Source organism: Croceibacterium mercuriale (assembly GCF_000802385.1).
Taxonomy (GTDB): Bacteria; Pseudomonadota; Alphaproteobacteria; order Sphingomonadales; family Sphingomonadaceae; genus Croceibacterium; species Croceibacterium mercuriale.
Map to the genome: position 1 here is coordinate 25,913 of NZ_JTDN01000001.1, position 25,043 is coordinate 50,955.

The window sequence follows — 25,043 nt, forward strand, 5'->3', positions numbered from 1 at the left end:
GCTGAGCCGGTTCAGGTCCCTCAGCGGATGCCGGATCCATGCGGCGGGTGGTTCCACGACCAGACCGGCAACGCCGCCAGACGCGGTGGCGGTGGAAGGAACGGTCGAGGGAGAGACCGCGAATGCCGGGGACGAGAGTGGCGGGGCGGTCGAGGTGCGGGACAGTGCTGCGACAGTCCCAGCCTCCTCGGTGACGTCACCCGAGCCGCCGGCAGTATCGGCACAGCCGCTGGCCGAGGCCGGCGCATTGCCGGACACGATCGTACGGCTGCGGCCGGTCATCGCGGAACTGGACCTGGCGAACGCCGGATCAGCCGCGTCGCTGGCGGCAGCCTTGCCGGCCACTTCGATCCTGGCCTTCGCGCCGCGCACCTATTCCACGCGCCATGACCGCCTGATCGCTGCGACGGCGCGCCGCCACGGGATCGATCCGCTGCTGCTGCACGCGATGGTAAGGCAGGAATCCAACTATGGGGCCGGTGCGCGCAGTCCGGCCGGGGCGATCGGGCTGATGCAGATCATGCCGGCCACCGGCGCCCGCTTCGGCCACCGGGCGGCGCTGCTGGCGGACCCGGCCAGCAATCTCGATGCGGGGGCCCGGCTGCTGCGGGCGCTGCATGCCCGGTACGGCAACAATTTCGACCTGATCCTGGCTGCCTACAATGCGGGGGAGGGAGCCGTCGCCCGCCATGGCAACCGGGTGCCACCATTCCGGGAGACGCGTGATTATGTGCGACTGGTGAAGGGGCACTACGCCGCGCTCGCCGCGCAGAACGGGCAATTCCTGGCAGCGAGGTTCTGATGGCCATGCCGTTCCGGCTTGCCGCCGCCTTGCGCGGGCGCCCCGCCTTGCCGTTCCGCGGTGCCGACACGGTGCTGGTGCTGCTGATCGCGATGATCGTGGCGCTGCTGATCGTGCCCATGCCGGCGATGGTGATGGACCTGCTGATCGGCGTGAACATCGCCATCGGCCTGCTGCTGATCCTGGGCGCGATGTATGTGGTGAAGCCGCTGGACTTCTCCACCTTCCCGACCGTGCTGCTGCTGACCACGCTGTTCCGCCTGTCGGTCAGCATCGCGACCACGCGACTGATCCTGACTCACGCCGAAGGGGGCAAGATCGTCGAACAGTTCGGCCGCATGGTGTCCGGCGGCAATCTGGTGGTCGGGCTGGTGGTGTTCCTCATCATCACGCTGGTGCAGTTCATCGTGATCTCGAAGGGGGCGGAGCGTGTGGCGGAAGTGGCCGCGCGCTTCAGCCTGGACGCGATGCCCGGCAAGCAGCTGTCGATCGACAGCGACCTCAGGTCCGGTCTCCTCGGCAAGGACGAGGCACGCGCCAAGCGGCACATGCTGGAACAGGAAAGCAAGTTTCACGGCAGCCTGGATGGCGCCATGAAGTTCGTGAAGGGCGATGCCATCGCCTCGCTGGTGATCGTGATCGTGAACCTGCTGGGTGGCCTCGCCGTGGGTGCGCTGTACCACGACATGGACCTGGCCACGGCGGTATCGACCTTCTCGATCCTGACCATCGGCGACGGGCTGGCGGCGCAGATCCCGGCGCTGTTCGCGGCCATGGCGGCGGGCCTGCTGGTCACGCGCACGACCGACGAGACGGCGGAGCGTGACTTGGGCCCGGCCATTGCGCGCCAGATCGTCGGCAAGCCGCACGTCCTGTTCATCGCCGCAGGGCTGTGCCTGCTGCTGGCGCTGGTACCGGGCTTCCCCACGCTCACCTTCCTGGGCATCGCGTTCGCCATGGTTGCAGGCGGCGTGTGGCAGACTCCGCTGCTGCGCGACAAGGTCGGCGAGCGGCTGGGGCTGTCGGTGGCGCAGCCGGTGAATGGCGGCGAACTGACCGTGGAACGGCGCATGCTGGAACCCGTCGCGCCGCTGACCGTGGCCGTCCTCCTGCCGGTGCAGACACCCGCGATCCTGTTCGGCGAGCTCTCGACCGAGATCCGGCGCGAGCTGGAGATGATCGGCGACGAGGCAGGCGTGCGCATGCCGACCGCGCGCATCTTGCGCCAGCCACTGGCGGCGGAGCCGGCATCTGACCTGCCCCCTGCCTGGCAGATCGATGCCTACGGCGCCCCGCTCGGCTCCGGCTCCTTCGGCGCGGCGGGCGACCGTCCCGCAGGGCCGGTCGGCGAGACGCTGCGCCGCCACCTGCCGCTGTTCCTGGGCCTGCAGGAAGTGACCGACATGCTGAACTGGCTGGGCGAGGAATATCCCGAAGTGGTGAAGGAAGCGGTGCGCAGCCTGCCCACCAGCGTGATCGCGGAAGTGCTGCGGATGCTGGCGGATGAAGGGGTGTCGCTGCGCAACCTGCGCGACATCGTGCAGGCGCTGGCCCAGGCCGGGCAGACCTGCCGCGAGCCTGCCCAGCTGCTGCAGATGGTGCGCCCCGCCATCCGCCGGCAGATCGTGGCGCCGCTGGTGCGCGACGGGCGGCTGGCGGTGATGATGGTCGGCAGTGCTGCGGAAGCGAGCATCCGGCAGACGCTGACGGAAGTGGAAGGCACGCAGCGCCTGGCCATTACCCCGCTGCAGATGCGCAACATGATCGACCTGATCGAACGTGAAACCGTGGCGAGCGGTGCGGCTGCGCTGCTGACCGCGCGCGACCTGCGCCGTCCCATGCGGCTGCTGCTGGCCGGCGACCTGCATCATCTGCCGGTGCTCGCCTTCAACGAACTGGTGCCGTCCATCCCGCTGGACATCGTGGCGGAGATGAACTGGGCGCCACCTGCGCTGGACGGTCATCGCGAACTGGAGGAAGCCGCTTGATCCGCCTGCCCAGCCTCATGTCACGACGTCCCCTGTCCGGCGCCCTGGCCATGACCCTGGCCCTGCTGCCGGGGCCGGTGCTGGCGGAGCCGGTGCCGGCATCGACGCAGCCGGTCAGCATCACCGCCCGCAACACCGAACTCGGCCCCTTCCTGGAACAGCTGTTCGCGCAGGGCGGGCTGCGCGTGCAGGTCAGCAACTCGCTGCGCGGTCGCCGCATCAACGGCCGGTTCGACGGCACGATGAAGGAGGTGTGGGACCAGGTCAGCAGCGCCTTCGGGCTGGTCGGATATTACGACCGGTCCGTGGTGCGCGTCTATGCTGCGGGCGACATTGCCACGCGGCGGTATGACGATGTCGACGCCGCTGCCCTGCTGGCGGAGGTGCGTCGCCTGCGGCTGACGGACGAGACCAATGCGCTGTCGGGCGGCGGCACCAGCGTCAGCGGATCGGGCGTGCCGGCCTTCCTGCAGCAGGTCGGCGAACTGGCAGGCCGCTTCCGCGCCCCGGCCTACGATGTCGCGACGCAGGGCGGCGCAGCCGGCTCGTTCATCTCTCCGCTGGCGGACCCGGTTGCGTCCTCCACCGCCACCGCCCTGGCGGTCCGGTCCGAGGTGATGCGCGCGGCGACCGTGCGCCAGCCTTACGAGGTGCGCATATTCTTCCTGCGCTACGCCAGCGCCAACGACAATTTCGTGCGTACCGGCGAAACGCAGAGCCGCGTTCCCGGTATTGCCAGCATCCTGAGCGGCATCATGGGCGATGGGCGCCTGCCGCAGACGGTGCGGACCAGCGGGGATGATCTCGACCGGTATGCCAGCGTCGATCCCGTGCTGGACCTGTCGGATCCGGGCGGGCTGGCGCTGGTGCCGGCACCGGCCCGTGCGCCCGAACCCGAGAGCGAGCCCATGTCGGCCCGCACCGTGAACGGTCCGCGGATCGAGGTGGACGACACCCAGAACGCGCTGATCGTGCGGGACCGGCCAGAGGCGATGAGCGTGTACGAAGGGATCATCGCGGCGCTGGACCGCCCGCCGCGCATGGTGGAGATCGAGGCCGCGATCATCGACCTGAACGTGGACCGGCTGAAGGATCTCGGGCTGGACTTCAACGTCGCGGTCGATGGACTGAACGTCCTGTTCGGCGGCATGTCCGGCAATCCGGTGCCCGACTTTTCTGCGCCCAATATCGCCGGCAGCTATGTCACGGATGATGGCGACAGCTTTGCTGCGCGGATCACCGCGCTGGAGCGCAATGGCGCGCTGAGCGTGGTGTCTCGTCCGCAACTGGTCACGCTGGATAATCGCGCGGCGCTGTTCGACAGCACGCAGGAACTCTACATCCGTGTCGAGGGTACGCTCAGCCGGCTGGAGCGGGTGGCGATCGGCACGATGCTGCGGGTGACGCCGGCGATCGTGTATGATGACGGCAACCCGCGTGTGCGCCTGCGCATCGAGATCGAGGACGGCGCACCCACCACCTCCTCCGTCGATGGGCTGCCGGTGCTGCGCCGCTCGCGGGTGAGCAGCCAGGCGGTGATCAACCAGGGCGAGAGCCTGCTGCTTGGCGGCATCACCATCGACACCAGTTTTGAACAGCGCAGCAAGGTGCCGGTACTGGGGGACATTCCGCTGTTCGGGCAACTGTTCCGCAAGCGGCGCGACGGCGCCAGCCGGATCGAACGGTTGTTTCTGCTGACCCCGCGCATCGTGGAACAGGGCGTGCCATCGGGCCTGTCGCGGCAGGAGGCGATCCCGCTGGACGTGCTGCAATCGCTGGGCCGCGGGGAGGGGAGCCGGTGAACGCCCCCGTCCTGCTGACGCGGGAAGACCGGCCGCCCGCAATGGCCGCGCAGCTGCGGATCTTCGGCGGGCGGCTGGACGGGGTGGACTATCCGCTGGAAGAGGGCGGCTCCATCCGGCTGGGGCATGCGCTGGACAATGACATCGTGGTGCGCGGCAATGCCACGCGCGGATGCCGGATCGCGCTGCATGCCGGGCCGGGCCGGATGAGCGTGGAACTGCTGGCAGGCGAGGCGCGGTTGCTGGGGCAGGCGCTGGAGATCGGACGCCAGGTGCCGCTGCCTCATTTCGTGCCGCTGGGCATCGGTGAGTACAATCTGGCGATCGGCGCGCCGGGCGATCCACGCTGGGCGGAAGCGGAAAGCCTGTCGCGCCACCTGGGCGAGCCGGGTGATGCAATGGCGCCTGTCCGGCAGGCGGGCCTGCCCGCATCGGCCGCGCAGATGCGGCGCCGGGCCGTGTCCGTCACCAACCACCTGCCCCGCTGGACCAGGCGACCGGCCGTGCTGTTCGGGGGCGCGCTGCTGTTGCTGGGCGTGCTGGCCTTGAGCCCGGTGCGCGACTGGGCCACCCGCGACCTGCAGGGTGCGGAATCCGCGCGCCGCGCACTGGTCGCCGGTGGTTTCGCCGGGGTCACCGTCGCGGAGGGTGCCGACGGTGACCGGCTGGTATTCGCCGGCACAGTGCAGGACGAGGATCGTCTGGCCGAGCTGCGGGAGCTGGTGGTTGCCGACTTTCCCGGTGCGCAGGTGGATGTGGACACCACCGCCGCCCTGGCCCGCGGGGCGACCGACATCCTGGCGGCGGAAGGTGTGGATGCCGAGGCGCGCCCCGCCGGCCTGGGCGTGATCGAGGTCCAGTCCGAATATCTGCCGGCCGATCGCCAGCGGGAACTGCAGGCGAGGCTGAAGGCCGACCTGCCGGCGCTGCAGCAGGCGCGCTTCGCACTGACCGGTCAGCGCGGCGGGCAGGACCTCGCCTATTATTTCAGTTCGGCAACCTATGGCCTGGCCACCTTCGTGGATGGCGAACCCGGCCATCTGGTCACCGCCGACGGATCGTTCTGGTTCGAAGGGGCAATGCTGCCCACCGGCCACGAGATCGTGTCCGCCCGCAACGGGCGCGTCACGCTGAAGCGCAACGGCATGGTCGAGGAAATCCTGATCAATCCGTCCGCACCTGCCCCCGGCCTGACAGCCGGCAATCCCCAAGGAGTGTGATCGATGACCGACGTCACCACGCAACTGAACAACCTGGCCGCCGCGCCCGCCACCGGCAATCGCGCGCGCACGTCCAACTGGTTCGAAGCCTTCGCCAGTGCCTGGGGCAGTGCGCTCGACAAGCAGGCCGACGTGATCGAACAGCAGGCCGAAGTGCTGAAGAATGGCGGGGACTCGCCCTCGCAGATCACCATGCTGACGGCCGAAAGCATGCGGCTGAGCTTCATGTCGCAGAGCTCCCATACCTCGCTCGACAGCATCTCCAAGTCACTCGAGACCATGGCGCGGAAGGGCTGATCGTGGATCCGGTCATGGCGGCAGCACCGCTGCCGGGAGCAGGTGGCATCGGCATGGGCACCGCAGGCGGCCTGCACCAGATCGAACTGGGCGCGCCGACCGCTGTCGGGGCGGCCGACCCCGCCGTACAGGCGCGGTTCGATGCGGCGCTGAATGCGGCCGGCATGTCCGCGCCTGTCGGGCAGGGAGGCGAGGTGCCCAAGGTCGTGGGCGGGCTGTTCGACGCGCTCGACCAGGTGGACAGCCAGGCGAAGTCGGTGTCCGATTACGCAACCGAAGCCCAGGCCGGTGACGGGCAGCTGACCCCGGGCGAGATCGTCAACCTGACGATGCGCTGCCAGGAGTTCATGTTCCAGTGCCAGCTGACCTCCAACATCGCCAATCGCAGTGCCGACGGCGTGCAGCAGCTGTTCCGCCAGCAGGGGTGACGCCGATGACCCGCTTCCTGCTGCCCTTCTTTGTCGCGCTGGCCCTGGCCGGCTGCGGCGAACAGGAACTGCACCGCGACCTGACGGAGGACGGGGCCAACCAGATCGTCGCAGCGCTCGCGGTGGAAGGGATCGGCGCACAGAAGGCGGCGGCAGAGGAAGATACCTGGTCCGTCAGCGTGGAGCAGGGCGACTTCGCGGAAGCGGTGTCCATCCTGCGCGCGCAAGGCCTGCCGGAGGAGGAGTTCCAGTCGCTTGGCGAGATCTTTCAGAAGGAAGGCTTCACCTCCTCCCCGCTGGAGGAGCGCGCCCGGCTGAACTACGGCCTGTCGCAGGAGCTGTCGCACACCATCGCTTCGATCGACGGGGTGGTGCGGGCGCGGGTGCACCTGAACCTGCCGCAGCCCGATCCGCTGACGCAGGATGCGGCGCCTTCCTCCGCGTCCGTATTCGTCAAATATCGTCCCGGCTTCGACCTGGAACGGCAGACCGGGGCGATCAAGACGCTGGTGGCCAACTCCATCGAAGGGCTGGGCTATGACCGGGTGTCGGTGGTGATGGTGCCGGGCGCTGCCGCCGCTCCCGAAACCGGTGGTTCGCTGATGGATGTCAGCGACAGCATGCGCGTGCTGGTGCTGCTGGTGGCCCTGGGGTTGATCGCGGCCGGTGCGTGGCACTGGTGGCGGGGTCGCCGGCCAATCCCGGCCGAGCCTCTGCGCCTGGAAGATGCCGACCGGGCGGAGCGGTTGCAGAAGATCGATGTCTGACGCTGCGCTTCTCCGGCACGAAGGCCCGAGCTGGCGGGCCGGACTGGTGCGCAAGCACCTGCTGCTGCGCGGCATGGCGAGCGGTTGCGTGCCCACGCCGCGCGCTGCCCGCTTCGCCGCGCAGGCGCGGCCTGGCAGGGGTGCGGTTACCTTCGCCGAGCTGGCGTCGCTGCCGATGTGGCGGCTCGATCCCGCGCTGGATCGTGACAGGCTGGCGGAGATCGCCGGCCTGCTCGCGGCACGACCGATCCTGTTGCGCACGGTCGCCGGACCGCTGCTGCGCGATCTGGCCGATCGTTATACTCCGGCCTTGCTGGAAGCGGTGCTCGAGGCCGAGCTGCCCGATGCCGCGCCGGGCGTGGCGGCCCGGTCGCTCGCATCGGCGGAGCTGCGGGACACGGGGCAGGCGGTGCTGGATGCGGCCACCGGAGACGATGTGGATGCGCGCGCGATTGCCGACACTGCGCTGCTCCTCTGCACGGCGGGGGAGCAGGGCCCGCAATGACCTATCGCCTGTATCATAGTGGCGCTGCCAGCGCGCTGTTCGGCCCAACGCCTTTGATCCGCCGGGATGAAGCCCGGATGATCCGGGAAGCGGCCGCGCTGCTCGACCATGCAAGATCCGTTGCGGCGGAGGCGGAGGCCGCGCGTGCCGAGGGCTTTGCGGCCGGGCGGCAGGAGGGCCTGCGGCTGGTACTGGAGGAGCGCGACAGGACGCTTGCCGACCTGATCGTGCCCGTCGCCCGCCAGGTTGAACAGGCGCAGGCCGCCCTGCACGACGATATCGCCACCCTGGCGCTAGAGGCGATCCGCCGCATGATCGGTGCCTTGCCGGATGGCGATCTGCTGGCCGGGCTCGCCCGGCAGGCGGTCGCCGCGCTGCCACTGGACGAAGTGGACCGCATCGCCGTGCCGCCCGCCTCGCACTTGGCAGTGGGCGAGCGGCTGGGGGCGCCCTGGGCGCAGCTGATCGTGGCGGATGCGCAACTGGCACCGGGGGACTGCGTGATCCACACCCGGTCCGGCAAGGTGGTCGCCAGCGTGAGCCTGCAGCTGGAGCGGCTGGCGGAGCGATGGGGCGCGGCCGGATGACCGGGGCGGACGGGCGCCATCGCAAGTTCGACGCCCTGCTGCAGGCGCTGGACGGCGCCCCGCTGAACGAACAGCGCGGCCGACTGGTGGAGGTGCTGGGGACCACGCTGCGGGTCGCGGGCCTGCGCGCGCGCATCGGCGACATCTGCGAAGTGCGGCGACTGCCGGATACGGGCGAGCGGCTGGAGGCCGAGGTGATTGGGTTCGCCGGCGACCTGGCCGTGCTGACCCCGCTGGGTCAGGTGCGGGGCCTGTCTCCGGCGGACGAGATCGTGCTGGCGCGCAGCACACCGCGCGTGCCCTACGGTGCGCACCTGCTGGGCCGTGTGCTCGACTGCCGGATGCGGCCGCTGGACGGGCTGGGCCCGGTCGCGACCCATCCCGCGCGCGACCTGCACGCCGAACCGCCGCCACCATTGCAGCGCCGGCTCATCGACCGGCAGGTGATGACGGGCATCCGCGCGATCGATGCGCTGGTGCCGCTGGGCGAAGGGCAGCGGATCGGCATCTTCGCGGCAGCCGGCAGCGGCAAGAGCAGCCTGCTGGCCATGCTGGCGCGGCATGCGGATGCGGACGCCTTCGTAATCGCGCTGATCGGCGAACGCGGGCGCGAGGTGCGCGAGTTCATCGAGGATGCGCTGGGGGAGGAAGGGCTGGCCAAGGCGGTGGTGATCGTCGCCACATCCGACCGTCCGGCGAAGGAACGCGCGCGCGCCGCCGAGGTCGCGACCGCCATTGCGGAAGGTCTGCGCGACCAGGGCAAGCACGCGATGCTGATGATGGACAGCGTGACCCGCTTCGCCAGGGCGCAGCGCGAGATCGGCCTTGCCGCGGGGGAACCGCCGGTCCGGCGCGGCTATCCGCCGTCCCTGTTCGCGCAATTGCCGCAGCTGTTCGAGCGCGCAGGCACGTCGGACAAGGGCGCGATCACCGCCATCTACACCGTGCTGCTAGAGGACGAGGATGGCGACCCTGTGGGGGAGGAGGTCCGGTCGCTGCTGGACGGGCATATCCACCTGTCCCGTCGGCTGGCCGGCGCAGGCCATTATCCCGCGATCGACGTGAATGGCAGCCTGTCCCGCGTGATCACGCGCATCACGCAACCACAGCATCTGCACGCTGCGGGCACCCTGCGCCGGGCAATGGCGCGGCTCGCCGATATCGAACTGCTGGTGCAGATGGGCGAATATCGCGCGGGGCAGGATGCGCTGGCCGATGCGGCGCTCGCCGTGCGCGAGCCGATCGAGGAATTTCTGCAGCAGGGCATGGCGGACCCCACACCCTTCACGGAAACGCTGGTGCGCCTGCGGGCGCTGACGGAGGCACTGGATGGCTGATACACGATTGCCTGCCCTTCTGCGGATCGGCAGCATGCGCCAGGTCGCGACCGAACGGCGCCTGCGGACGGTGCAGGCGGAGCTGGACCTGGCGAGCCGCCGGCATCAGGCCGCCCGTCGATGGCACGCGGCGCGGGTGGCGGACGAACATGCGGTGACAGCCGGCTGCTACGACAATCCGGCGGACGAGCAGGGCTGGATCGCCCGCACCCTGCAGACCGCCATCACCACCGCCGCCGCAAGCGAAGTGGATCAGAGCGAGGCGGAAACGAGCCGCTGCGAGGCGGGCCGGCGGGCGGCGGCGCTTGCCGTGATGCGCAACGAAGCGCGGCAGACCCTGCTGAACGGCCAGGTCGCTGCCGGACGGCGAGCGGCCACCCTGCGCAAGGAGGAGGAAGCCGCGGACGAACTGCCGCATTCCCGGACCCGCCGGTGCTGAGGCCTTCGCAACGCGCAGAGCCGATGGTGCACCGGGTTGCCGTGCCGCAGGCCAAGCCGGATCCCGCCCTGCGCGACCGGTTCGAACAGTTGCTGGGCGGGGGCAGGAGCGGAAGCAGGCCGGATCGTGGCACGACGTCCTCCGGCAAGGCAGGCGAACGCGAGAAGCAGGGCGACGCGGCGCAGGAGGGTAACGGCGAAGCCGGACTGGCGGGACTGACCGGTGCCCTGTCCTTCCGCGAACCACCCGCAGGTGATCCGGGCGGAGATGCCCTGTCCTTCATGACGGGGCAGGGTGGTGGCATCCAGCTGGCAGCGCCGACTGCGGCCGAGGTGCCCACGGCGCCGTCCCTGCGGAGTGCCGATCCTGCCATGATGCAGCTGGCGGAGCGGATCGCCAGCCTGCATCTGCCGTCATCCGGCAGCTACCACATCGAACTTCCGGGCAGTGACCGGGTTGCGGCCCGGGTGGAACATGCGGGGCAGGGTGGTTTCGCCATCGCGCTGCACCTGCCGGCGAAGGCGACGGAGCACCGGCGCCGTCTGGCGGCCGAACTGTCGATGCATCTCGATGCGCGCGGCCTGACCCGCTGCGTCGTCCGGCTGGAGGACGAGCAGCCGGGCAGCTGACGCCGGATCAGCCCGGCACGAAGCCGTTCTCGGTCAGCCGCATGGCATCAAGATCCAAGCCGGATGCGCTGGCACCTTGGCGGATCGCCCGCTGCAGCTGCGGCATCAGTTGCGGTTGTTCCTTCGCCAGGTCGACCATGCCGTCGATCATCGCCGCCTGGATCCACATGGCTTCTGCCAGCTGCTGCTTGCCGGCGTCACCCGTGCGGGCGAGTTCCGGTGTCGCCTGCAATGCGTTCCGCGCCTGCGCCTGCACCGCGCGCATCTCCGCCCGGCTGAAGGTGCGGTTAGAGCCACGGGCCCCTTCCCAGGCGGTCATCCACCAGAAGGCATAGGCGTCACCCAGATTGTCGACCGAGTAGCCGTAGGGAGCCACCGCCGCGCCGATCTGCCCGATCACGTCGGACGAGGCGAACAGCTGTTCCATCAGCGCGGCACTCTCGGGATTGCCACCCCGTGTCTTGGCAGCGAACTCGGCGAGATTGGCCCGGCGGCGTGCGGCGGAAGGGGAGAAGGTCAGCGAGGTTGCCCGGGATGCGGCGCGTGCGGATGGACCAGTCCGAGCTCCCTCGCTTTCCCGGTCCTCCAGGCCGCGCTGCATCACTTCGTTCTGAAGCTCCACCATGGCCATCTGTGGCGCGAAATTGTGGAACATCGGCATGTCCTGGGCTGCGGCCTGGCTGGCCGTCCCGAAAACTGCAAATCCCAAAGCGATCATCGAGAGGTGACGAAGCATTGATGTTTCCTTCTGCGTCTCGGCCACAATGAACGCGATGAAGGCCCTGAACAAGAAGGAGGGGCGCAGCGCACCCCTCCCCAAGAACTGCTCGACGTTTGGTTGATCAGCCCTTGCGCGCGAGAGTGGTGGCCGATTCACCGATCGACTTGATGGTGCTGGCAAGAGCGTTGCTGACCATGTTCATTTCCTGACCCAGGCCCTGCATCTCGGCCGAGAGGGATCCGGTCTTCTTCGCGCCATCAAGCTTTTCGCCCAGCTCGATCATGCGGTCCATCTTGTCGTCCATGACTGCGCCCATGGCCATGGCCAGCGCGACCAGGCGCGACTTGCCCTTGACGGCGGCAGCGTAGTCATCGCCCGAACCGTTCTCGCGAATGTTCTGCAGCACCGAGTCGGTCATCTGGCGGGCGGCATCATTCGCGTTGCGCTCCAGGTTGCCGGCATCGGTGGCGGGCAGGTTGAACTGCTGCGCCAGGGACTGGACCGCCTGACCGATCGTGCCGCCGGCCAGCGCGCCGCCGCCGAACGAGCCGGAGAATGCCGAATGCGCCACGTCGATCACCGACTGCGGCAGGCCCAGCTGCTGACCCAGGTTCTGGATTACCTGCTGGCCGATTGCCGAGAACAGCGTGCGCGTCGCCAGCGCGGCCCAGCCGGCCGGACCCATCGTCAGCTGCGCCAGCGAGATGGGATTGATGACCGACTTCATGATTCCACCGAGAAGACCCATGACCACTCTCCTTGAAAAAGACTGCCAGGCCTGCGGTCCCTGTGGATCCGCGTGTCTGCCTGTGCCCCTGTTGTGCGGCAGTCCGGGCCGGAGCGCTCTCGGCAGATCAATTAGACTGCCTCATCGTTTTGCTTAGGGGGCCTTATTCCACCGGATGGAACAGCAGGCCTGCCAGGCACGCCAGCCCGCGCGATCCATCGACGTCGAGCTTGCCGATGGCATTGTTCAGATGCGTCCGCACCGTGTTCTCGTGGATGTTCAGCAGGCTGGCGATATCCTTGTTGGCGCGCCCCCACCCAAGGAAGCGCATCACCGCCACTTCCGTCCGAGACAGGGAGCGGAGCGCTGCGATCCGGTCCGCCGGAACGCGCCAGCCTTCCACCAGGAATTCGCCCAGCTGCAACTCGCGTCGGCTCGCATCACGCTCGCTCTCGCGCTGCTTGATCTGGGCGATCAGCTGGGCGAGGCCGTCGATGTCCTCCACGCCGAGCCCCTGCCGCCGGTCGCTCTCCGGCTCGCGCGCGGCCCGGGCGTCCTGCGCGGCAGAGGCGATGCCGCCGGTATAGTTGCCGTTCATCGATCCCTCCCGATTGCGCGTGTCGCCTGCTCGATCGCGGCCAGGGTCTCGGGCACCGTCGGCGCGGAGCCGGCGACCCGCGTCACGATGCCGGCGATCCGTTCCACCGTGAAGGCAGCCGGACGGGCGGCAAGTTCCGCCGCGCATTCCTCCGTGAAGGCGTGGAGAGCGGCGGCGAGCCGGACCGTGTCGGCCGGACTGGCGCCGAGACCGCCAGCCAGTGCCTCCGCCTCCCGGTCGACCCCGTACAGGTCCGCCGGCAGCACGCCTGCGTGTCCGCCGCCGCCACCCTGCGGATCGCCATCGCGGCCGGCCATGTCCAGCGCGTCGGCGATCTGGCCCGCGACCCGCCCGGCCAGTGTGCCCAGCGTTGCCGCGGCGCCGCCTCTGCCGCCGCCGCCGACGCGGCCGATCGCGTGAACGCCCGTCAGCCGGGCCCGGATGTCATTGCTCATCATCGGTGACGCTAGGCCCGGCACATGCCGCTGCCAAGCGGTGCGGCATGGTCGTTTCGCGCAAGCGCTCTAATCGTTTCGATGAGCCTGCGACGAAGCGTGCTCTGCCATAGTCAGGTTCCAGCGAGCCCAGCCATGCGTGTCGGCCAGCTGCACCGCTTTTCAACGAAAGGACGTCGGAGATGACTTTGAACCTGGGGCTGAATGTCGGTCTGCCATCGACGCTGACTGCGGGCCTGCAACAGATCTCGAACGGCTTGAGCCTGCAGCTCGCCGCCGGGATCATGGGCCAGTATTTCAACCCGCTGGGTGCCTCTCCGTTCGCGAGCGGGGCCTTGCCGCAGCTGATCATGCTCAGCCTGTTCGGCAATGTACCGACCCCTCCGCGCCAGCCGGCCGGCAGCCCGCCGGCCCTGCCCGTGTTCCCGGAACCCACCGCGCAGTGGAGCGCGCAGCTGACGGGCACGAACACCGCCGCGGTCGACATCGGCGATGGCTACTCCCTGCAGTTCAACGAGAACAGCAGCGAGATCACGATCCGCAACGCCAGGACCGGCGAGAGCACGCAGATCTGGGGTGATCCGCACGTGTCCGTGGATGGCAAGCACGTCTATGATTTCTGGGGGACCACCACCTTCACGCTGGAGAACGGCACCAAGATCACCATCAACACCGAGGCGGGGAAGAACAATCCCAACGTCTATTATGCCAGCCAGGTCGTGGTGACGAACGGCAGCAACGCGATCGTGGTGAACGGCGTCAGCGAACAGGTCCGCGGCGATCTGGCCGTGTCCATGTCGCAGGACGGCTATGCGATGGATGCGCTGCATCGCGACGGTTTAGTGCTGCACGAGAATGCGGCCGGATCGGGCTGGATCTCGGAACTGAGCGGCGCAGTGGCGACGCAGGCAGATCTCGACCTGACGCGGCTGGGTGCGGCCTACGGCCCCGGCAGCGACCTGCCCAGCCTGGGTGAATCATTCAGCCTGCTGGGCAACTTCCTGATGCTGGGCATGCTGTCGGCCAGCCTGAGCGTCGCGAGCCAGAACGACCGCTGATTGCATCGGACGAACCGCCTGCCGCAAAGATGGTGAACCGCGCCGGGCGTGTCTTGCGCGGTTCACAATTGCCTGATCTACCGGTTCTACGGCAAGCGGACAGGCGCGGATGGCGGGCAAGCAGGACGGCGGGGACAAGACCGAACAGCCCACAGCCAAGCGTCTGCGCGACGCTCGGCTGAAGGGCGACGTCGCCAAGTCCAAGGATGTCGGTGCCGCCTTCTCCACGCTGGCGATGTGCCTGCTGTTCGCACTGGCCGCCGGCCACTGCGCCTGGCTGATCGCCGGTTTTGCGGACGAGGTGCTCCGCCTGTCGCTCACGCAGGATTTCGGCCATGCTGCCCCGCTGCTCGCCACCCGTGCGCTGTGGCTGCTGGTGGGGCTGTCCGCGACCATCCTGGCGCCGCTTGCCGCGATGGGCCTGGCGATCGAGTTCTTCCAGACCGGCCCGATGCTGACAGGGGAGAAGCTGAAGCCATCGCTGGACAAGCTGAACCCGGTCGAAGGGCTGAAGCGGATGTTCGGCAAGGATGGCTGGGTCGAACTGGTCAAGACGCTGGCCAAGGTGGTGTGCCTGGTCCTCGTGACTGCACTGATCTTCATGGCGGCGCTGGAGGAGGTCGGCGGCATGATCCGGCAGGCCGCCTTCAGCCGCGCGGCCGGCGGCGGGGTCATCGCCGGGGAACGGGCTGCTGGATACTTCCATTCCGTGACCCTGCAGCTGCTGCTGTGGAGCGCGGGGCTGTTCCTGGCGATCGCCGTGCTCGACCGGCTGCACGCCCGCAAGTCGTTCATGAAGAAGATGATGATGAGCCGGCGGGACATCAAGCAGGAGCATCGGGAGAACGAGGGTGATCCCATGCTCCGGTCGGAGCGGCGGCAGATGCATCAGGAATGGGGCGGCAACTCCGCCGCCAATGCCGCGGCCGGTGCATCTGCCCTGCTGGTCAATCCGACGCACATCGCCATCGCTCTGGACCACCATCCCGAACGCGCGCCGATCCCGGTGATCACGGCCAAGGCGCTGGGACCGCTGGCAGCCGTCATGCGGGATGCCGCCCAGGCGAACGACGTACCGATCATCCGCAACGTGGCCGCCGCGCGCAAGCTCTACGCCGCGGCAGAAACGGGCGAGATGGTGCCGGAGGACATGTTCGAGGTGATCGCCGAGATCATCCTGTGGGCGCGCCGCGCGCGCGCCGGGGATGCGCCGATGGAACAGGAAATCGGCCGGGAGCCGCTGGCATTCGAGGAAAAGGACTGAATCATGGGCATCGGTGCCGTCGTGTCGTCGCTGCTGGCGATCATCCTTGCGCTGGCGCTGGTGCTCGGGCTTGCATGGGCCGTCATCTGGCTGCTGCGCCGCCTGCAGGACCGGCAGATGGGCGGTGGCGGGGCTGATGGTGAGGAGACCGGCCGCACGCTGCGCTTCGTTCGCGCCCTGCCGATCGGCCCGCGGGAGCGGCTGGTGCTGGTCGAGGTCGGCGGCGAACAGTTGCTGGTCGGCGTGGGCGGGGGCCTGGTGACGCTGGTGGCGCATTGGGACCAGGCCGGCCGCCCGGTCTCGAGCGCGGGCGAAGCGCCGGTGCAGCAGCGCATCTCCCCCGCAATGGTCGCCGCCTGGCGGGACAAGGGCGGGCGCGATGGCTGAGGCCGACCTGCCGGCACAGCCCGTGGCCGGCGCCCTGCCGTGTCTGGACGAAGCGCGTGCGCGGTTCGCCAATGCGCTGCACGCCCTGATCGCTGCAGCGCCGGCGCTGGAACTGCAGCGCGGTTGCCATGCCTGCCCGCCGGGTGCGCTGGCGCTGGCCGATCCGGCGGGTCTGTTGTGGCAGGTGCCGGAGGCGGCGGACGGGTCCGACCTCGACAGCCAGATCGCCCTGCTTGCCGCGTATGAACCCTTGCTGCTGGCGGTGGAGGAAGCCCTCGGCCTGCCATTCCGGCCAGCGCGGAGTGCAGGCGAGTGGCCGCAGGACACGCTATGGATAGCCGTCCGGCGGGCTGGGCTGGCCGGGCTGTTCGGCTTTGCCCCATCCTTGCAGTCGACCGCGGCCATCGGCGCGCCGCAGCGTGCCCTGACCGCCGCGCTGCCAGTGGCGGTGCGCCTGAGCTTCCGCGCCGCCAGCCTGCCGCTGGACGCGGTGGAGACGCTGGAGGCGGGCGACCTGTTGTGCCTGCCGGCCGGGCCGCTGGCGGTGGAACTGGCCGGCGCCAGCCGCGCCCCGCTTGGCACGGAATGGCGCTGGAGCCCGACGGACGGATCCCTGTTCCAGCTGGGGCGGACCGAGCAGACAGAAGGACGAGCGATGGACAGCAGCGAAGTTGCCGCGGGCACTCCCGCCTTTACCGTGCCTGTCACCGTGCGCCTGCCCGCCGCGGCGGTGGATGCGGGCGAACTGGCGGCGCTGGCGGAAGGCGGCACGATCAGGCTGATGCCGCTGGCCGAAGGGCTGGAGGTGGAGCTGCTGGTCGCCGGACGCCCGATCGCCACGGGGGAGCTGGTGCGCCTGGGCGATGATTTCGCGGTGCTGGTGGATCAGGTTGTCGGACGGGCGAGGACGATGGATCCCGCCGCCACCCCGCCGGTCGCCGGCGCATAAGGAGCACAGCGATGGACCCGACCAGCTTCACCCCCGGCTCCGCCCTGGTAACGGTCATCCTGATCGCGCTGGCGCCGTTCTTTGCCGTGATGGTCACCAGCTTCACCAAGATCGTGGTGGTGCTGACCCTGCTGCGATCCGCCATGGGCCTGCAGCAGGTGCCGCCCAACCTGGTGCTGAACGGCCTGGCGCTGATCCTGTCGTTGTACGTGATGTATCCGGTGATGGAGGACATGGCGAGTGCGGCCGGCTATGGCGAGCAGACCGTCGGGATCACGGGCGAGGCCGTCGAAAGCGCACCGGCGCTGGATGACACCGGCGCGATGTTCGCCACGGCGGACCGCGCGAAGGAGCCGCTGCGCCAGTTCCTGCTGAAGCATTCGGCGCCGGGCGAACGCATGTTCTTCCTGCGCACGCAGCAGCGCATCGCGGGCCCGCAGAAGGCGGCGCGGATGTCGGAAGGCGACTTCATCGTGGTGATGCCCGCCTTTGTGGTGCGCGAACTGACGATCGCCTTCAAGATCGGCTTCCTGATCTTCCTGCCGTTCCTGATCATCGACATGGTCATATCCAACATCCTGCTGGCCATGGGCATGATGATGCTGTCGCCGGTCACCATCTCCCTGCCGTTTAAGATCCTGCTGTTCGTCCTGATCGATGGCTGGGTGAAGCTCGCCCATGGTCTGGTCCTGTCCTATGTCTGAAGGCTGAGCGCGATGGATCCGATCGGCCTGACAATCGAAGCGATGTGGCTGGTGCTGCTGCTGTCCGCGCCACCGGTCATCGCGGCCTCGGTCGTGGGCCTGCTCACGGCCATCATCCAGGCCGCGACCCAGTTGCAGGAACAGACGCTGCAGTTCACGCTGAAGTTCTTCGCGATCGTGCTGACCATCTTCCTCACCGCGTCGCTGCTGGCGAGCACGCTGTATGCCTTCAGCGACATGATTTTCAGCCGGTTCTACACCGTGGGTCTGGGATGACGGGCCCATGACGGGGGAAGCGGTCGGCACCGGGCTGACCGAACTGGCCCCCTGGATGGAACAGGCGGTGCTGGTCGGTGTGGCGTCTGCCCGCTTCGCCTTCGCCTTCCTGTTCGTGCCGCTGTTCGGCAGCAACACCATGCCGCCGATGGTGCGCAACAGCCTGATCGTGACTTTCGGCCTGGTCGTGCTGAACACGCAGGCCAGCTTCGACCCCGACGTGCTGGGCGCCGCCGACTGGCTGGTGCTGTTCGCGAAGGAAGCGGGGGCGGGCACGATCATCGGTTTCTTCTTCGCCACCATCCTGTGGGCGATGGGCATGGCGGGGGAGATCATCGACAACAAGGTCGGCGCCACCATGGCGCAGATCCTGGATCCCGGCACCGGCACCCAGGCATCATTGTCGGCCAACCTGCTGTCGCGCTTCGCCCAGGTGCTGTTCGTCAGCGCAGGCGGACTGACGCTGCTGGTTGGCACCATCATGGCCAGCTACGCCTTCTGGCCGATGGGCGCGGGCGGGCTGCGCTTCGATGCGGGCACGGTGGTGCTGTTCGAACGCGAATTCGGTCGGCTGTTCACCCTGGCCTTCCTGTTCAGCGCACCGGTGGTGGTCCTGCTCTATCTGCTGGATGCCAGCCTGGGCCTCCTGAACCGGCTGGCGCCGTCGTTCAACGTCTTCGTCCTGTCCATGCCGATCAAGAGCCTGGCGGCGACGCTGATCCTGATCATGACCCTGCCACTGCTGGCAGAAGCGGTGCTGGACGACCTGGCCAGCCGCGGCGCCACGGCGGAGGCGGTGATGCGGCGGGTGGCCGGGATCGCCGGGTAGGATCAGGGCACGGCGCACAGGACGCCGACAAAGCTGGCCGGGACCGGGCTGATGTCAGGGGCGAACGCGTCGGAGGTCTGGTGATGCCAGACCGATACGGCCGGCTCTGCCTGCGCTCCGGCGCCATAATCCAGCACCAGAAAGTCGCCGCCGACCAGCGCGGCAAACGGGATCAGGTCGAAGCCCGACGCTTCCGGCGAGCGGGCGAGATGCGCATCCAGTCTGGTGGCGACCACGGCCACATCAGCCTCGGCCGTGATCTATTCCAGCTTGCCGGTCAGCTCCTGCCAGTCCGATGCGACCGGCAGGACGGCGCTGCTCTCGTCGCCATCATAGTCCAGATCGACGAACACGATCGGCGGCGAGGCAGTGGTCGTACGATAATCCAGGCAGAAATACCCGCTGGCCGTGTTGGTCGCGAACGGGAACAGCGCGAGCTCGGCGCTGCTGGCCTTGCCCGACCATTCCACCAGGCTGTCCAGCACGAACTCGACCGAATAGGTGTAGCGCTTGTCGCCCTTCTGCCCGCCCGCGAACAGGATCGGGCCGAACGCCGTCACGCTCCGGCTGCCGACCTTGATGCTGTCGGGGATGGTGGCGTCGCCCGGATGGTCCAGCAGTACCTGTCGCACCGCATCGGGCAGGGTGACGCCGACGCGCTCTTCCAGCGCGGCAATAGGGGCAGGGTCGCCCTTGCCCGGAACCTCGATGTAGGGTTCCCAACTGACCGCCATCATAGTCTCCTAGTCGCGCCCGCCGCCCCAGATGCGCATACCGCCGGTATGCCCGCCTGAGAAGTGGGCGTGCTCCGCCACGTCGACCAGCTGGATGCGGCCGGTATCCTGGTGATGATGCCAGGTGAGGTCCGGCGGAGAACGGCCGGCGGGATTCTCGCGGGTCAGGAACCGGACCTGCTCGTCCGTCAGGCCCATGCGGCCCGCCAGGCTGGCATCGCTGCGCAATGCCTCGCCCAGCATCCGGTTCGCTTCGCGGAAATGTGCCGCGTCGCTGGCGCTGTTGATGGCGCTCGCATCCAGATGGAGGTCGGCCTTCGCGTCGAACACCGGGAAGCCGTTATGGTCGTAGGTCACGCTCTGCCCGTCCTTGGTATAGGTCACGGTAGCGTCCGGGTTGATGGTGCGCGAGTCGTATGTGGCCGGCTGCCGCACCAGGTGCTGATCGCCATTCACATCGGTCACGGTCTGGCGGCCGTCAGCGCGCGTGGTCACGCTGGGCGTATCGCCGATCGCTTGGGTGCGGCCGCCTGCGGTGAAGGTGGTGCCACGATTGGCGTCCAGCACGAAGGTGCTGCCGGACATCCGCCCGCCGGCGATCGCCAGATCATCCGATGCGCGCACGCCCGCACCGAAGAACTCGTCGAGCTGGCGCTTCATGCCCTCGATCGAATCGCGCGCGCCGGCCGGCAGGGCGTTCAGCACATCGGCCGGCAGCTTGTTCACCGCATTGGAAATCTCGCGCAGCGCGGGCTCGAAGGTCTGGCGCAGGGCGGGGTTGTGGGCAACCGCGCCGATCGTGTCGGCGACCGTCTGCGCCCATTTGCCGATCTTGCCGGCCTTGGCCAGATCGCCCAGATACGGGACGATGCCGATGGCGGACAGTGCGCCATTGCCCAGGTGCCCGCCGGCCCCGCCCCAGTCGCCGCTGAAGGCAGAACCGATCGACCGGCCGATGGAGATCAGCGTGTTCGCCCCGTCGGAGATCGGCGTCGGCTCCACGATGCCGGTCAGGTCCAGCGTCATCTGCGCCAGATCCGCCACCAGGGTCGCGGTGTCCGGACCCTGGTCGTTGGCGGGTGGCGGCAGCGTGCCCAGCGCCTCCATCTGCGCGACGGTCAGGCCGCTTGCGACCATGTTGCGCAGGCCCTGCTCGATCGCGGCGGTATCGTTGGTGGCGGGATCGGCATCGCCCCAGATCCGGTCGAACCGGGCATATTGCTCCGCCGCGGCGCTGCCGGCAGGCGAAGCGCGCTGTTCGGCCACGGTCAGTCCCCGGTCTGACAGCGCGATCGGCGCTCCGTCCGGCGCCGTAAGGGCATAGCCGGCAGCCGCGAGCTGCCCCTGCTGGACCGGGGTCAGCTGCGCCTCCACCGCGCTCCTGACCTGCAAGGCGAGGGCGGTGTCCTGCGCTTCGATGGCGGCGAGATCGCGCCGGATCGCGGCGAGGTCGGCCCCGCTGCTCGTGCGGCTGCGCGCGACGATATCGTTCGCGATGGCGTGTGGATCGGGCTGGGCACTATATGCCTGACAGCGATCGGCACGGATGCCTGCGGTTTCGACCATGTGCTTCGCTCCTGCGCAGCGGACGGCACCCAGCGTGGTTGCCGGGCCGCAGGATAGGCGCGCAGGATCGCCCGGCGGCATAGTCGATTTGCTTAGTCCTGCTCATCATTATGCGGAGGGGGTCAGGGAGCCGCGAGGTTGATACCGGCCGGCGGCCCGCTGCGTGAAACTCCGTAAGCGATTCGAGGAGTGACGTTGTCGCTGGCCGTTCCTACATGCCCGGTGTCATGAATGTGCAACCCGCCTCCTTGTCCTTCCGCCTGGCCCCTGCGGCCGTGCCGCATGATGCGCGCACCGTGCGGCCGGAAGGAGTGCTGACCGGTTGGCAGGGGCCGGTCGGGCAGGGCCTGCCGGCCTCCGGCAGGCACCCCCCGGAAGACCCGGTGCCGCTGGCCGAGGGTCGGCATGCGCCGCCGGAGGTGGTCGCCGGACCAGCGCTGGTGGTCGGTGCGGTACAGTGCGGCGACCTGCCGCAGGATCGTTCGCGAGACGGGCTCGCGGCTCAGGCGCCGGGGCAGATGGCACGAAGCAGCTCACCCGGGGCGTTCTCGCCGGTCTCCGGTCCGTTCGCCACAGGCCACGGCCCCGCGCAGTTCCACTGGCGGAGCCCGCCCCCGGGGCTGCTTGCCGCCCTGCAGGAAGGTGGCCGGGCGCGCATCGCGACCCTGTTCCCCTGAGTTCCGTTCACCGCGTCTAGTCGAAACGATTATTGCCGCTGGCCTGCCGCTTCTGCGATCCTTTCCGGACGATCGAAGGGAGCCGGCCATGGCAACGATGCAGGGTGCAACGCTCAACGATACCGGACTGCTGGCCCGGGCGGACCGGAACAGCCCGCCGCTGCCGCACGGCGCGCTGCTCGCCGGAGGATCCGCGCTCGACCGGCTGATGGCCAGCCCGGCACCGCTCGACCGATTCGCCCCGCCGCCGACCTACACCATCCGCCGGGGCGACACGCTGTCAGCCATTGCCGCACGGTTCGGTACTGACGTCGCGACGCTGGCGCGGAGCAACGGCATTGCCGACCCGGACCGCATCATGCCCGGGCAGACGCTTCGCCTGCCGCAGGCGGACGGGCGCTCGATCCATGTCGTGCAGCCGGGCGATACGCTGGGCGGAATTGCCCGCGCCGCCGGGACCAGCTGGCAATCCCTTGCCCGGCTGAACGGGATTGCCGATCCCGACGTGATCGCGCCGGGCATGGTCCTGACCTTGCACGGGGAGGGTGGCAGCCGGGCGGATGTGGCGCGCGCCCCGGTACCGGTGCAGGGGCCGGTGGCGGAGCGGCCGGCGGCGCGCCCGGCCGATGGCGCACATCGCCTCGGCAGCCTGTCCGAACGATACGAGACGAGCGGGCGCGGGCCCGGCACGGTCTCGTCCGGCGTCAATGATCCGGGCGGCGTGTCGTATGGCGTCTACCAGCTGTCGACCAATGCCGGCACGCTGCAATCCTTCCTGCGGATCGAGGGACGTGGCTGGGCCGGTGCACTGTCCGGCACACCCGGCAGTGCAGGCTTCTCAGCGGAATGGCGGGCAATCGCCGCGCGCGAGCCGCAGGCCTTCCGGGAGGCGCAGCACGCCTTCATCGAACGGACGCATTATCAGCCGGCAGTGGATCGCGTGCGCGACGCGACCGGCCTGGACCTGGCCAGCCGGCACGATGCCGTGCGCGATGCGACATGGTCGGCGGGCGTACAGCACGGGCGGGCGGCGCAGCTGCTGACCACCGCGATCGAACGGACGGATGCCACAATCGCACGCGACGCACCCGGATACGACCGGCAGCTGATCCAGAACATCTATGCGGAACGGACCACCTATCTGCACGGACTGGCCGACAGCGGCCGCTACAGCGCGGGCGAAGCCCAGCAGTTGCGCGACATCACGCGCATCCGTTACCCGGCCGAACTGCGCGACGCGCTGGCGATGATCGACCGTGCGGACCCGGTCGCACAAGCACGCGCACCCGCCGGCAATGGCACGGAAGCCGGCCAGCTGGCCTCCATCATCGAGCGGCAGGGCGACGCCGCAGCGCAGGCCGATCTGGCCGCCGGACGCAAGGTGCTGGTCGCAATCCGCGCAGACACTGCGACCGGCGCGAATGGCGGAAAGGGCACCTATGATGACCGCATGGCGCTGGTCTGGCGCGACGGCGTGGGCACGGTTCATGCGCGTGCCTGGGAGGGCAACACCGAGCCGGCGGGCCGCTATGCCGCGCGTGGCTATGGCGTCGATGTCGATGGCGACGGGCGCAAGGAACTGGGTCGCCTGGTCGAAGGAAGCTACCGCTACACGCTGCAGTCCGGCAGCTTCGCGGGCAACCGGTTCTTCCGCGCCGAAACCGTGCAGCCCGCTCTGCGCGACAACGATCATGACGGGCGCTTCACCCCGGCCGACCGGGTCGATCCATCAGGCGCCGGGCGCTCCCTCCTGATCCATCAGGGGGGCAACACGTCGACCGGATCGGCCGGATGTCAGACCTTGCGGCCCGACGACTTCAACGCGTTCCTTGCCACGCTTGGCGGGCAGACCCGGTTCAGCTACGTCCTTGTGCGGCAATAATCGTCGAGAGAGCAGCATCATGCATCCCAACGGCTGGCGCATCGCCCCGATGATGCTCTTCCTGCTGGCGTCCTGCGGCAGCCCGTCGGAAACATCGGCCAGCCCCACCGAAGCGGACACCCCCGTGACGCAGCCAACGGATGTGGCCAGTAGCCCGGCGCCGGTTTCCCGTATCTCGGGCCCGGCGTCCGGGACTTCGCCGGTCTGTGAGCCGGATGCGCCGGAGAGCCCGTGCCCCATCGTCGGGCGCTGGCGGATTGCGCGGGTCTACAACCCGGCCGAAGCCGATCTCCTGGCAGATGATCGCGCGATGACCGGCGCGACGCTGACCATCACCGCCAATGGCGACGGACCCGGCATGCTTGCATGGGACGGGCCCGACACCGGGCAGTTCGACATCAGCGACAGATGCATCGGCCCGTATCTGAGCGCGCGTGGCACACCGGCCGGTGATCCGGCCGCGGCGCGCACGCTCGCCGCGGCGCTCTCCGCCTGGTCGGTCGGCGGCGATGCGGCGGCAGCCCGTGCGCTGGGCTGCGACCAGGGGCATTGGGCGGTGCCCACCAATGCTGCAGGCGACCGCTACGGGATCGTCCTTCCGCTGGGTAACCGGGCGGCGATCCAGTGGTATGAGGACCGGTTCCTGTTGCTTGAACGAACCGACTGACCGAGAACGTCGCAAGGGCAGGCGCGGCAAGGCCCTGTGCCGCTCCGGCGCCGGCATGGCGCAAGACATGGTGGCCAACACCCCGCCGCAGAGCATCGCCGCTCGGCCCGGTGAGGCCGGCACGCAGACGATTGTGATTTTCTCAGATGCATCCGCCGCCGAATTAGCGCCCGCTGTGCAGACCCTCCAGGAGGCACTGGTGCGGACCTATCGGAGGAGCCCGGCACTGATGGTCCAGCAAGCTGCGGTGCGTGGGCTCGACAGCGGTGCCGCGCTGGAGCGATCGCAAGCCCGTCCGCAGCTTTCCACCGGCGCCGGTTCGCGTTCGCAGGGGACAAGGGGCACTTCTTTGTCATCTATTCCGGCAATGCCACCGCCCGCATCGGGACGCATGGCCTGGAGGAAACCTTTCTCTCACGACGGGATCCAGGCCAGTCATCTGGGCGGAGCCCGGTGGGACAATGTGAAGTCGCGGGATCGGGCGTTTGTCACCGACTACGCCATCACGGAGGATCAGGAGGACTTCGCGAAGTCGGCCTTGTTCGCCTATGCGCTTATCCATCATCCGGACCGGTTTCCGCCCGGTGAGCGGAAGAGGATCGAGCAGCAGATCCCGGTGCGGTGCAAGACCGCCCGCACCAAGGCAGCGTGCAAGTCATTGCTTCGCAACACCCTGTCATCTAGTCGTAAGACAACAGACTGCACGGCCCCGAACCATTCTTGGCGTGGGTGATCGTGCGGGAGCGAT

The 25,043-nt window shown here is 68.8% G+C and carries 30 protein-coding genes; 23 read left to right on the forward strand and 7 right to left on the reverse strand.

What is annotated here, in order from left to right:
* Nucleotides 1-85: 85 nt before the first annotated feature.
* From PK98_RS15795 to PK98_RS00165, 12 genes are read left to right on the forward strand one after another with little or no spacing between them, the layout of a single operon-like run.
* On the forward strand, nt 86-802 hold the full coding sequence (locus tag PK98_RS15795; protein WP_052207770.1) for a lytic transglycosylase domain-containing protein: 717 nt from the start codon (nt 86-88) through the stop codon (nt 800-802).
* Entirely contained in the window at nt 802-2,790 is a 1,989-nt protein-coding gene (locus tag PK98_RS00115) for a flagellar biosynthesis protein FlhA (RefSeq protein ID WP_039093474.1), read from the forward strand. The genes PK98_RS15795 and PK98_RS00115 overlap by 1 nt, the downstream gene beginning before the upstream one ends.
* Before the next feature lie 17 nt (nt 2,791-2,807).
* Complete coding sequence (sctC, locus tag PK98_RS00120) at nt 2,808-4,592, forward strand: type III secretion system outer membrane ring subunit SctC (protein WP_081995956.1); 1,785 nt, start codon at nt 2,808-2,810, stop codon at nt 4,590-4,592.
* A complete protein-coding gene (locus PK98_RS00125) occupies nt 4,589-5,812 on the forward strand; it encodes a hypothetical protein (protein WP_039093476.1) in 1,224 nt (407 codons plus the stop codon). The genes sctC and PK98_RS00125 overlap by 4 nt, the downstream gene beginning before the upstream one ends.
* A gap of 3 nt (nt 5,813-5,815) precedes the next feature.
* The gene (locus PK98_RS00130; RefSeq protein WP_039093477.1) at nt 5,816-6,109 is read left to right on the forward strand and encodes a hypothetical protein; all 294 of its coding nucleotides are present in this window, start codon (nt 5,816-5,818) and stop codon (nt 6,107-6,109) included.
* Between the two features lie 14 nt (nt 6,110-6,123).
* A complete protein-coding gene (locus PK98_RS17235) occupies nt 6,124-6,537 on the forward strand; it encodes a hypothetical protein (RefSeq protein WP_200884953.1) in 414 nt (137 codons plus the stop codon).
* Nucleotides 6,538-6,542: 5 nt separating this feature from the next.
* On the forward strand, nt 6,543-7,304 hold the full coding sequence (gene sctJ, locus PK98_RS00140) for a type III secretion system inner membrane ring lipoprotein SctJ (protein WP_052207773.1): 762 nt from the start codon (nt 6,543-6,545) through the stop codon (nt 7,302-7,304).
* Nucleotides 7,297-7,809, forward strand: coding sequence for a hypothetical protein (locus tag PK98_RS00145; protein WP_039093478.1), 513 nt, complete (start codon nt 7,297-7,299; stop codon nt 7,807-7,809). The genes sctJ and PK98_RS00145 overlap by 8 nt, the downstream gene beginning before the upstream one ends.
* Nucleotides 7,806-8,396 (forward strand): FliH/SctL family protein, encoded by a 591-nt coding sequence (locus PK98_RS00150; RefSeq protein ID WP_039093479.1) that lies wholly within the window; start codon nt 7,806-7,808, stop codon nt 8,394-8,396. Before PK98_RS00145 ends, PK98_RS00150 begins: the two co-directional genes overlap by 4 nt.
* Nucleotides 8,378-9,733, forward strand: a complete 1,356-nt coding sequence (locus tag PK98_RS00155) for a FliI/YscN family ATPase (protein ID WP_326998645.1) — start codon at nt 8,378-8,380, stop codon at nt 9,731-9,733. The genes PK98_RS00150 and PK98_RS00155 overlap by 19 nt, the downstream gene beginning before the upstream one ends.
* Nucleotides 9,726-10,172 carry a hypothetical protein gene (locus PK98_RS00160; RefSeq protein WP_152608481.1) on the forward strand — a complete coding sequence of 149 codons (447 nt, stop codon included), beginning with the start codon at nt 9,726-9,728 and terminating at the stop codon, nt 10,170-10,172. The genes PK98_RS00155 and PK98_RS00160 overlap by 8 nt, the downstream gene beginning before the upstream one ends.
* Before the next feature lie 23 nt (nt 10,173-10,195).
* Nucleotides 10,196-10,801 (forward strand): hypothetical protein, encoded by a 606-nt coding sequence (locus tag PK98_RS00165; RefSeq protein WP_039093481.1) that lies wholly within the window; start codon nt 10,196-10,198, stop codon nt 10,799-10,801.
* A 7-nt stretch (nt 10,802-10,808) separates the two neighbouring features.
* Here PK98_RS00165 and PK98_RS00170 read toward each other — a convergent pair whose 3' ends face one another.
* The 4 genes from PK98_RS00170 to PK98_RS00185 form a co-directional block, all read right to left on the reverse strand.
* Complete coding sequence (locus PK98_RS00170) at nt 10,809-11,456, reverse strand: DUF6683 family protein (RefSeq protein ID WP_152608482.1); 648 nt, start codon at nt 11,454-11,456, stop codon at nt 10,809-10,811.
* Between the two features lie 187 nt (nt 11,457-11,643).
* Complete coding sequence (locus PK98_RS00175) at nt 11,644-12,249, reverse strand: hypothetical protein (RefSeq protein WP_039093483.1); 606 nt, start codon at nt 12,247-12,249, stop codon at nt 11,644-11,646.
* Between the two features lie 163 nt (nt 12,250-12,412).
* A complete protein-coding gene (locus PK98_RS00180) occupies nt 12,413-12,847 on the reverse strand; it encodes a LuxR C-terminal-related transcriptional regulator (protein WP_081995957.1) in 435 nt (144 codons plus the stop codon).
* Entirely contained in the window at nt 12,844-13,302 is a 459-nt protein-coding gene (locus PK98_RS00185; RefSeq protein WP_039093484.1) for a hypothetical protein, read from the reverse strand. Before PK98_RS00185 ends, PK98_RS00180 begins: the two co-directional genes overlap by 4 nt.
* Nucleotides 13,303-13,484: 182 nt before the next feature.
* Here PK98_RS00185 and PK98_RS15800 point away from each other — a divergent pair, with 182 nt between their 5' ends.
* From PK98_RS15800 to sctT, 7 genes are all read left to right on the forward strand, one after another.
* On the forward strand, nt 13,485-14,360 hold the full coding sequence (locus PK98_RS15800) for a DUF1521 domain-containing protein (protein WP_052207775.1): 876 nt from the start codon (nt 13,485-13,487) through the stop codon (nt 14,358-14,360).
* Between the two features lie 109 nt (nt 14,361-14,469).
* Complete coding sequence (locus tag PK98_RS00195; RefSeq protein ID WP_052207777.1) at nt 14,470-15,624, forward strand: EscU/YscU/HrcU family type III secretion system export apparatus switch protein; 1,155 nt, start codon at nt 14,470-14,472, stop codon at nt 15,622-15,624.
* Between the two features lie 3 nt (nt 15,625-15,627).
* Nucleotides 15,628-16,011 (forward strand): flagellar biosynthetic protein FliO, encoded by a 384-nt coding sequence (gene fliO / locus PK98_RS00200; protein ID WP_081995958.1) that lies wholly within the window; start codon nt 15,628-15,630, stop codon nt 16,009-16,011.
* On the forward strand, nt 16,004-16,960 hold the full coding sequence (locus PK98_RS00205) for a FliM/FliN family flagellar motor switch protein (protein ID WP_039093485.1): 957 nt from the start codon (nt 16,004-16,006) through the stop codon (nt 16,958-16,960). Before fliO ends, PK98_RS00205 begins: the two co-directional genes overlap by 8 nt.
* Before the next feature lie 11 nt (nt 16,961-16,971).
* The gene (gene sctR, locus PK98_RS00210; RefSeq protein WP_039093486.1) at nt 16,972-17,664 is read left to right on the forward strand and encodes a type III secretion system export apparatus subunit SctR; all 693 of its coding nucleotides are present in this window, start codon (nt 16,972-16,974) and stop codon (nt 17,662-17,664) included.
* A gap of 12 nt (nt 17,665-17,676) precedes the next feature.
* The gene (gene sctS / locus PK98_RS00215; RefSeq protein WP_039093487.1) at nt 17,677-17,940 is read left to right on the forward strand and encodes a type III secretion system export apparatus subunit SctS; all 264 of its coding nucleotides are present in this window, start codon (nt 17,677-17,679) and stop codon (nt 17,938-17,940) included.
* 7 nt (nt 17,941-17,947) lie between these two features.
* Nucleotides 17,948-18,769, forward strand: a complete 822-nt coding sequence (sctT, locus tag PK98_RS00220) for a type III secretion system export apparatus subunit SctT (RefSeq protein ID WP_039093488.1) — start codon at nt 17,948-17,950, stop codon at nt 18,767-18,769.
* A 2-nt stretch (nt 18,770-18,771) separates the two neighbouring features.
* On the opposite strand, the gene PK98_RS00225 is transcribed toward sctT, so the two are convergent.
* The 3 genes from PK98_RS00225 to PK98_RS00235 are packed head-to-tail and all read right to left on the reverse strand — an operon-like array spanning nt 18,772 to nt 21,069.
* A complete protein-coding gene (locus tag PK98_RS00225; protein WP_152608484.1) occupies nt 18,772-19,005 on the reverse strand; it encodes a hypothetical protein in 234 nt (77 codons plus the stop codon).
* A gap of 24 nt (nt 19,006-19,029) precedes the next feature.
* Nucleotides 19,030-19,503, reverse strand: coding sequence for an SMI1/KNR4 family protein (locus PK98_RS00230; RefSeq protein WP_161792379.1), 474 nt, complete (start codon nt 19,501-19,503; stop codon nt 19,030-19,032).
* Between the two features lie 9 nt (nt 19,504-19,512).
* Nucleotides 19,513-21,069 (reverse strand): HNH endonuclease, encoded by a 1,557-nt coding sequence (locus PK98_RS00235; RefSeq protein ID WP_152608485.1) that lies wholly within the window; start codon nt 21,067-21,069, stop codon nt 19,513-19,515.
* 227 nt (nt 21,070-21,296) lie between these two features.
* Here PK98_RS00235 and PK98_RS17240 point away from each other — a divergent pair, with 227 nt between their 5' ends.
* The 4 genes from PK98_RS17240 to PK98_RS00255 all read left to right on the forward strand — a co-directional run bounded on the left by PK98_RS17240 (nt 21,297) and on the right by PK98_RS00255 (nt 25,028).
* Nucleotides 21,297-21,746, forward strand: a complete 450-nt coding sequence (locus tag PK98_RS17240; protein ID WP_039093492.1) for a hypothetical protein — start codon at nt 21,297-21,299, stop codon at nt 21,744-21,746.
* Nucleotides 21,747-21,834: 88 nt separating this feature from the next.
* The gene (locus tag PK98_RS16950; protein WP_052207781.1) at nt 21,835-23,628 is read left to right on the forward strand and encodes a LysM peptidoglycan-binding domain-containing protein; all 1,794 of its coding nucleotides are present in this window, start codon (nt 21,835-21,837) and stop codon (nt 23,626-23,628) included.
* A 19-nt stretch (nt 23,629-23,647) separates the two neighbouring features.
* Complete coding sequence (locus PK98_RS00250; RefSeq protein ID WP_039093493.1) at nt 23,648-24,295, forward strand: hypothetical protein; 648 nt, start codon at nt 23,648-23,650, stop codon at nt 24,293-24,295.
* Complete coding sequence (locus tag PK98_RS00255) at nt 24,279-25,028, forward strand: zinc-binding metallopeptidase (RefSeq protein ID WP_152608487.1); 750 nt, start codon at nt 24,279-24,281, stop codon at nt 25,026-25,028. Before PK98_RS00250 ends, PK98_RS00255 begins: the two co-directional genes overlap by 17 nt.
* The last annotated feature ends 15 nt before the right edge of the window (nt 25,029-25,043 follow it).

Bases quoted from the DNA above. Each gene is read 5' to 3' on its own strand.
- PK98_RS17235 (WP_200884953.1), top strand. From the start codon at position 6,124: ATGGCGGCAGCACCGCTGCCGGGAGCAGGTGGCATCGGCATGGGCACC.
- sctR (WP_039093486.1), top strand. From the start codon at position 16,972: ATGGACCCGACCAGCTTCACCCCCGGCTCCGCCCTGGTAACGGTCATC.
- sctT (WP_039093488.1), top strand. From the start codon at position 17,948: ATGACGGGGGAAGCGGTCGGCACCGGGCTGACCGAACTGGCCCCCTGG.
- PK98_RS00145 (WP_039093478.1), top strand. From the start codon at position 7,297: ATGTCTGACGCTGCGCTTCTCCGGCACGAAGGCCCGAGCTGGCGGGCC.
- PK98_RS00170 (WP_152608482.1), bottom strand. From the start codon at position 11,456: ATGTTCCACAATTTCGCGCCACAGATGGCCATGGTGGAGCTTCAGAAC.
- sctC (WP_081995956.1), top strand. From the start codon at position 2,808: ATGTCACGACGTCCCCTGTCCGGCGCCCTGGCCATGACCCTGGCCCTG.
- PK98_RS00205 (WP_039093485.1), top strand. From the start codon at position 16,004: ATGGCTGAGGCCGACCTGCCGGCACAGCCCGTGGCCGGCGCCCTGCCG.
- PK98_RS00160 (WP_152608481.1), top strand. From the start codon at position 9,726: ATGGCTGATACACGATTGCCTGCCCTTCTGCGGATCGGCAGCATGCGC.
- PK98_RS00235 (WP_152608485.1), bottom strand. From the start codon at position 21,069: ATGGTCGAAACCGCAGGCATCCGTGCCGATCGCTGTCAGGCATATAGT.
- PK98_RS00195 (WP_052207777.1), top strand. From the start codon at position 14,470: ATGGCGGGCAAGCAGGACGGCGGGGACAAGACCGAACAGCCCACAGCC.
- fliO (WP_081995958.1), top strand. From the start codon at position 15,628: ATGGGCATCGGTGCCGTCGTGTCGTCGCTGCTGGCGATCATCCTTGCG.
- PK98_RS00155 (WP_326998645.1), top strand. From the start codon at position 8,378: ATGGGGCGCGGCCGGATGACCGGGGCGGACGGGCGCCATCGCAAGTTC.
- PK98_RS15800 (WP_052207775.1), top strand. From the start codon at position 13,485: ATGACTTTGAACCTGGGGCTGAATGTCGGTCTGCCATCGACGCTGACT.
- PK98_RS16950 (WP_052207781.1), top strand. From the start codon at position 21,835: ATGGCAACGATGCAGGGTGCAACGCTCAACGATACCGGACTGCTGGCC.
- PK98_RS00185 (WP_039093484.1), bottom strand. From the start codon at position 13,302: ATGAGCAATGACATCCGGGCCCGGCTGACGGGCGTTCACGCGATCGGC.
- PK98_RS00165 (WP_039093481.1), top strand. From the start codon at position 10,196: ATGGTGCACCGGGTTGCCGTGCCGCAGGCCAAGCCGGATCCCGCCCTG.
- PK98_RS00150 (WP_039093479.1), top strand. From the start codon at position 7,806: ATGACCTATCGCCTGTATCATAGTGGCGCTGCCAGCGCGCTGTTCGGC.
- PK98_RS00250 (WP_039093493.1), top strand. From the start codon at position 23,648: ATGCATCCCAACGGCTGGCGCATCGCCCCGATGATGCTCTTCCTGCTG.
- PK98_RS17240 (WP_039093492.1), top strand. From the start codon at position 21,297: ATGAATGTGCAACCCGCCTCCTTGTCCTTCCGCCTGGCCCCTGCGGCC.
- PK98_RS00115 (WP_039093474.1), top strand. From the start codon at position 802: ATGGCCATGCCGTTCCGGCTTGCCGCCGCCTTGCGCGGGCGCCCCGCC.
- PK98_RS00175 (WP_039093483.1), bottom strand. From the start codon at position 12,249: ATGAAGTCGGTCATCAATCCCATCTCGCTGGCGCAGCTGACGATGGGT.
- PK98_RS00180 (WP_081995957.1), bottom strand. From the start codon at position 12,847: ATGAACGGCAACTATACCGGCGGCATCGCCTCTGCCGCGCAGGACGCC.
- PK98_RS00230 (WP_161792379.1), bottom strand. From the start codon at position 19,503: ATGGCGGTCAGTTGGGAACCCTACATCGAGGTTCCGGGCAAGGGCGAC.
- sctJ (WP_052207773.1), top strand. From the start codon at position 6,543: ATGACCCGCTTCCTGCTGCCCTTCTTTGTCGCGCTGGCCCTGGCCGGC.
- sctS (WP_039093487.1), top strand. From the start codon at position 17,677: ATGGATCCGATCGGCCTGACAATCGAAGCGATGTGGCTGGTGCTGCTG.
- PK98_RS00130 (WP_039093477.1), top strand. From the start codon at position 5,816: ATGACCGACGTCACCACGCAACTGAACAACCTGGCCGCCGCGCCCGCC.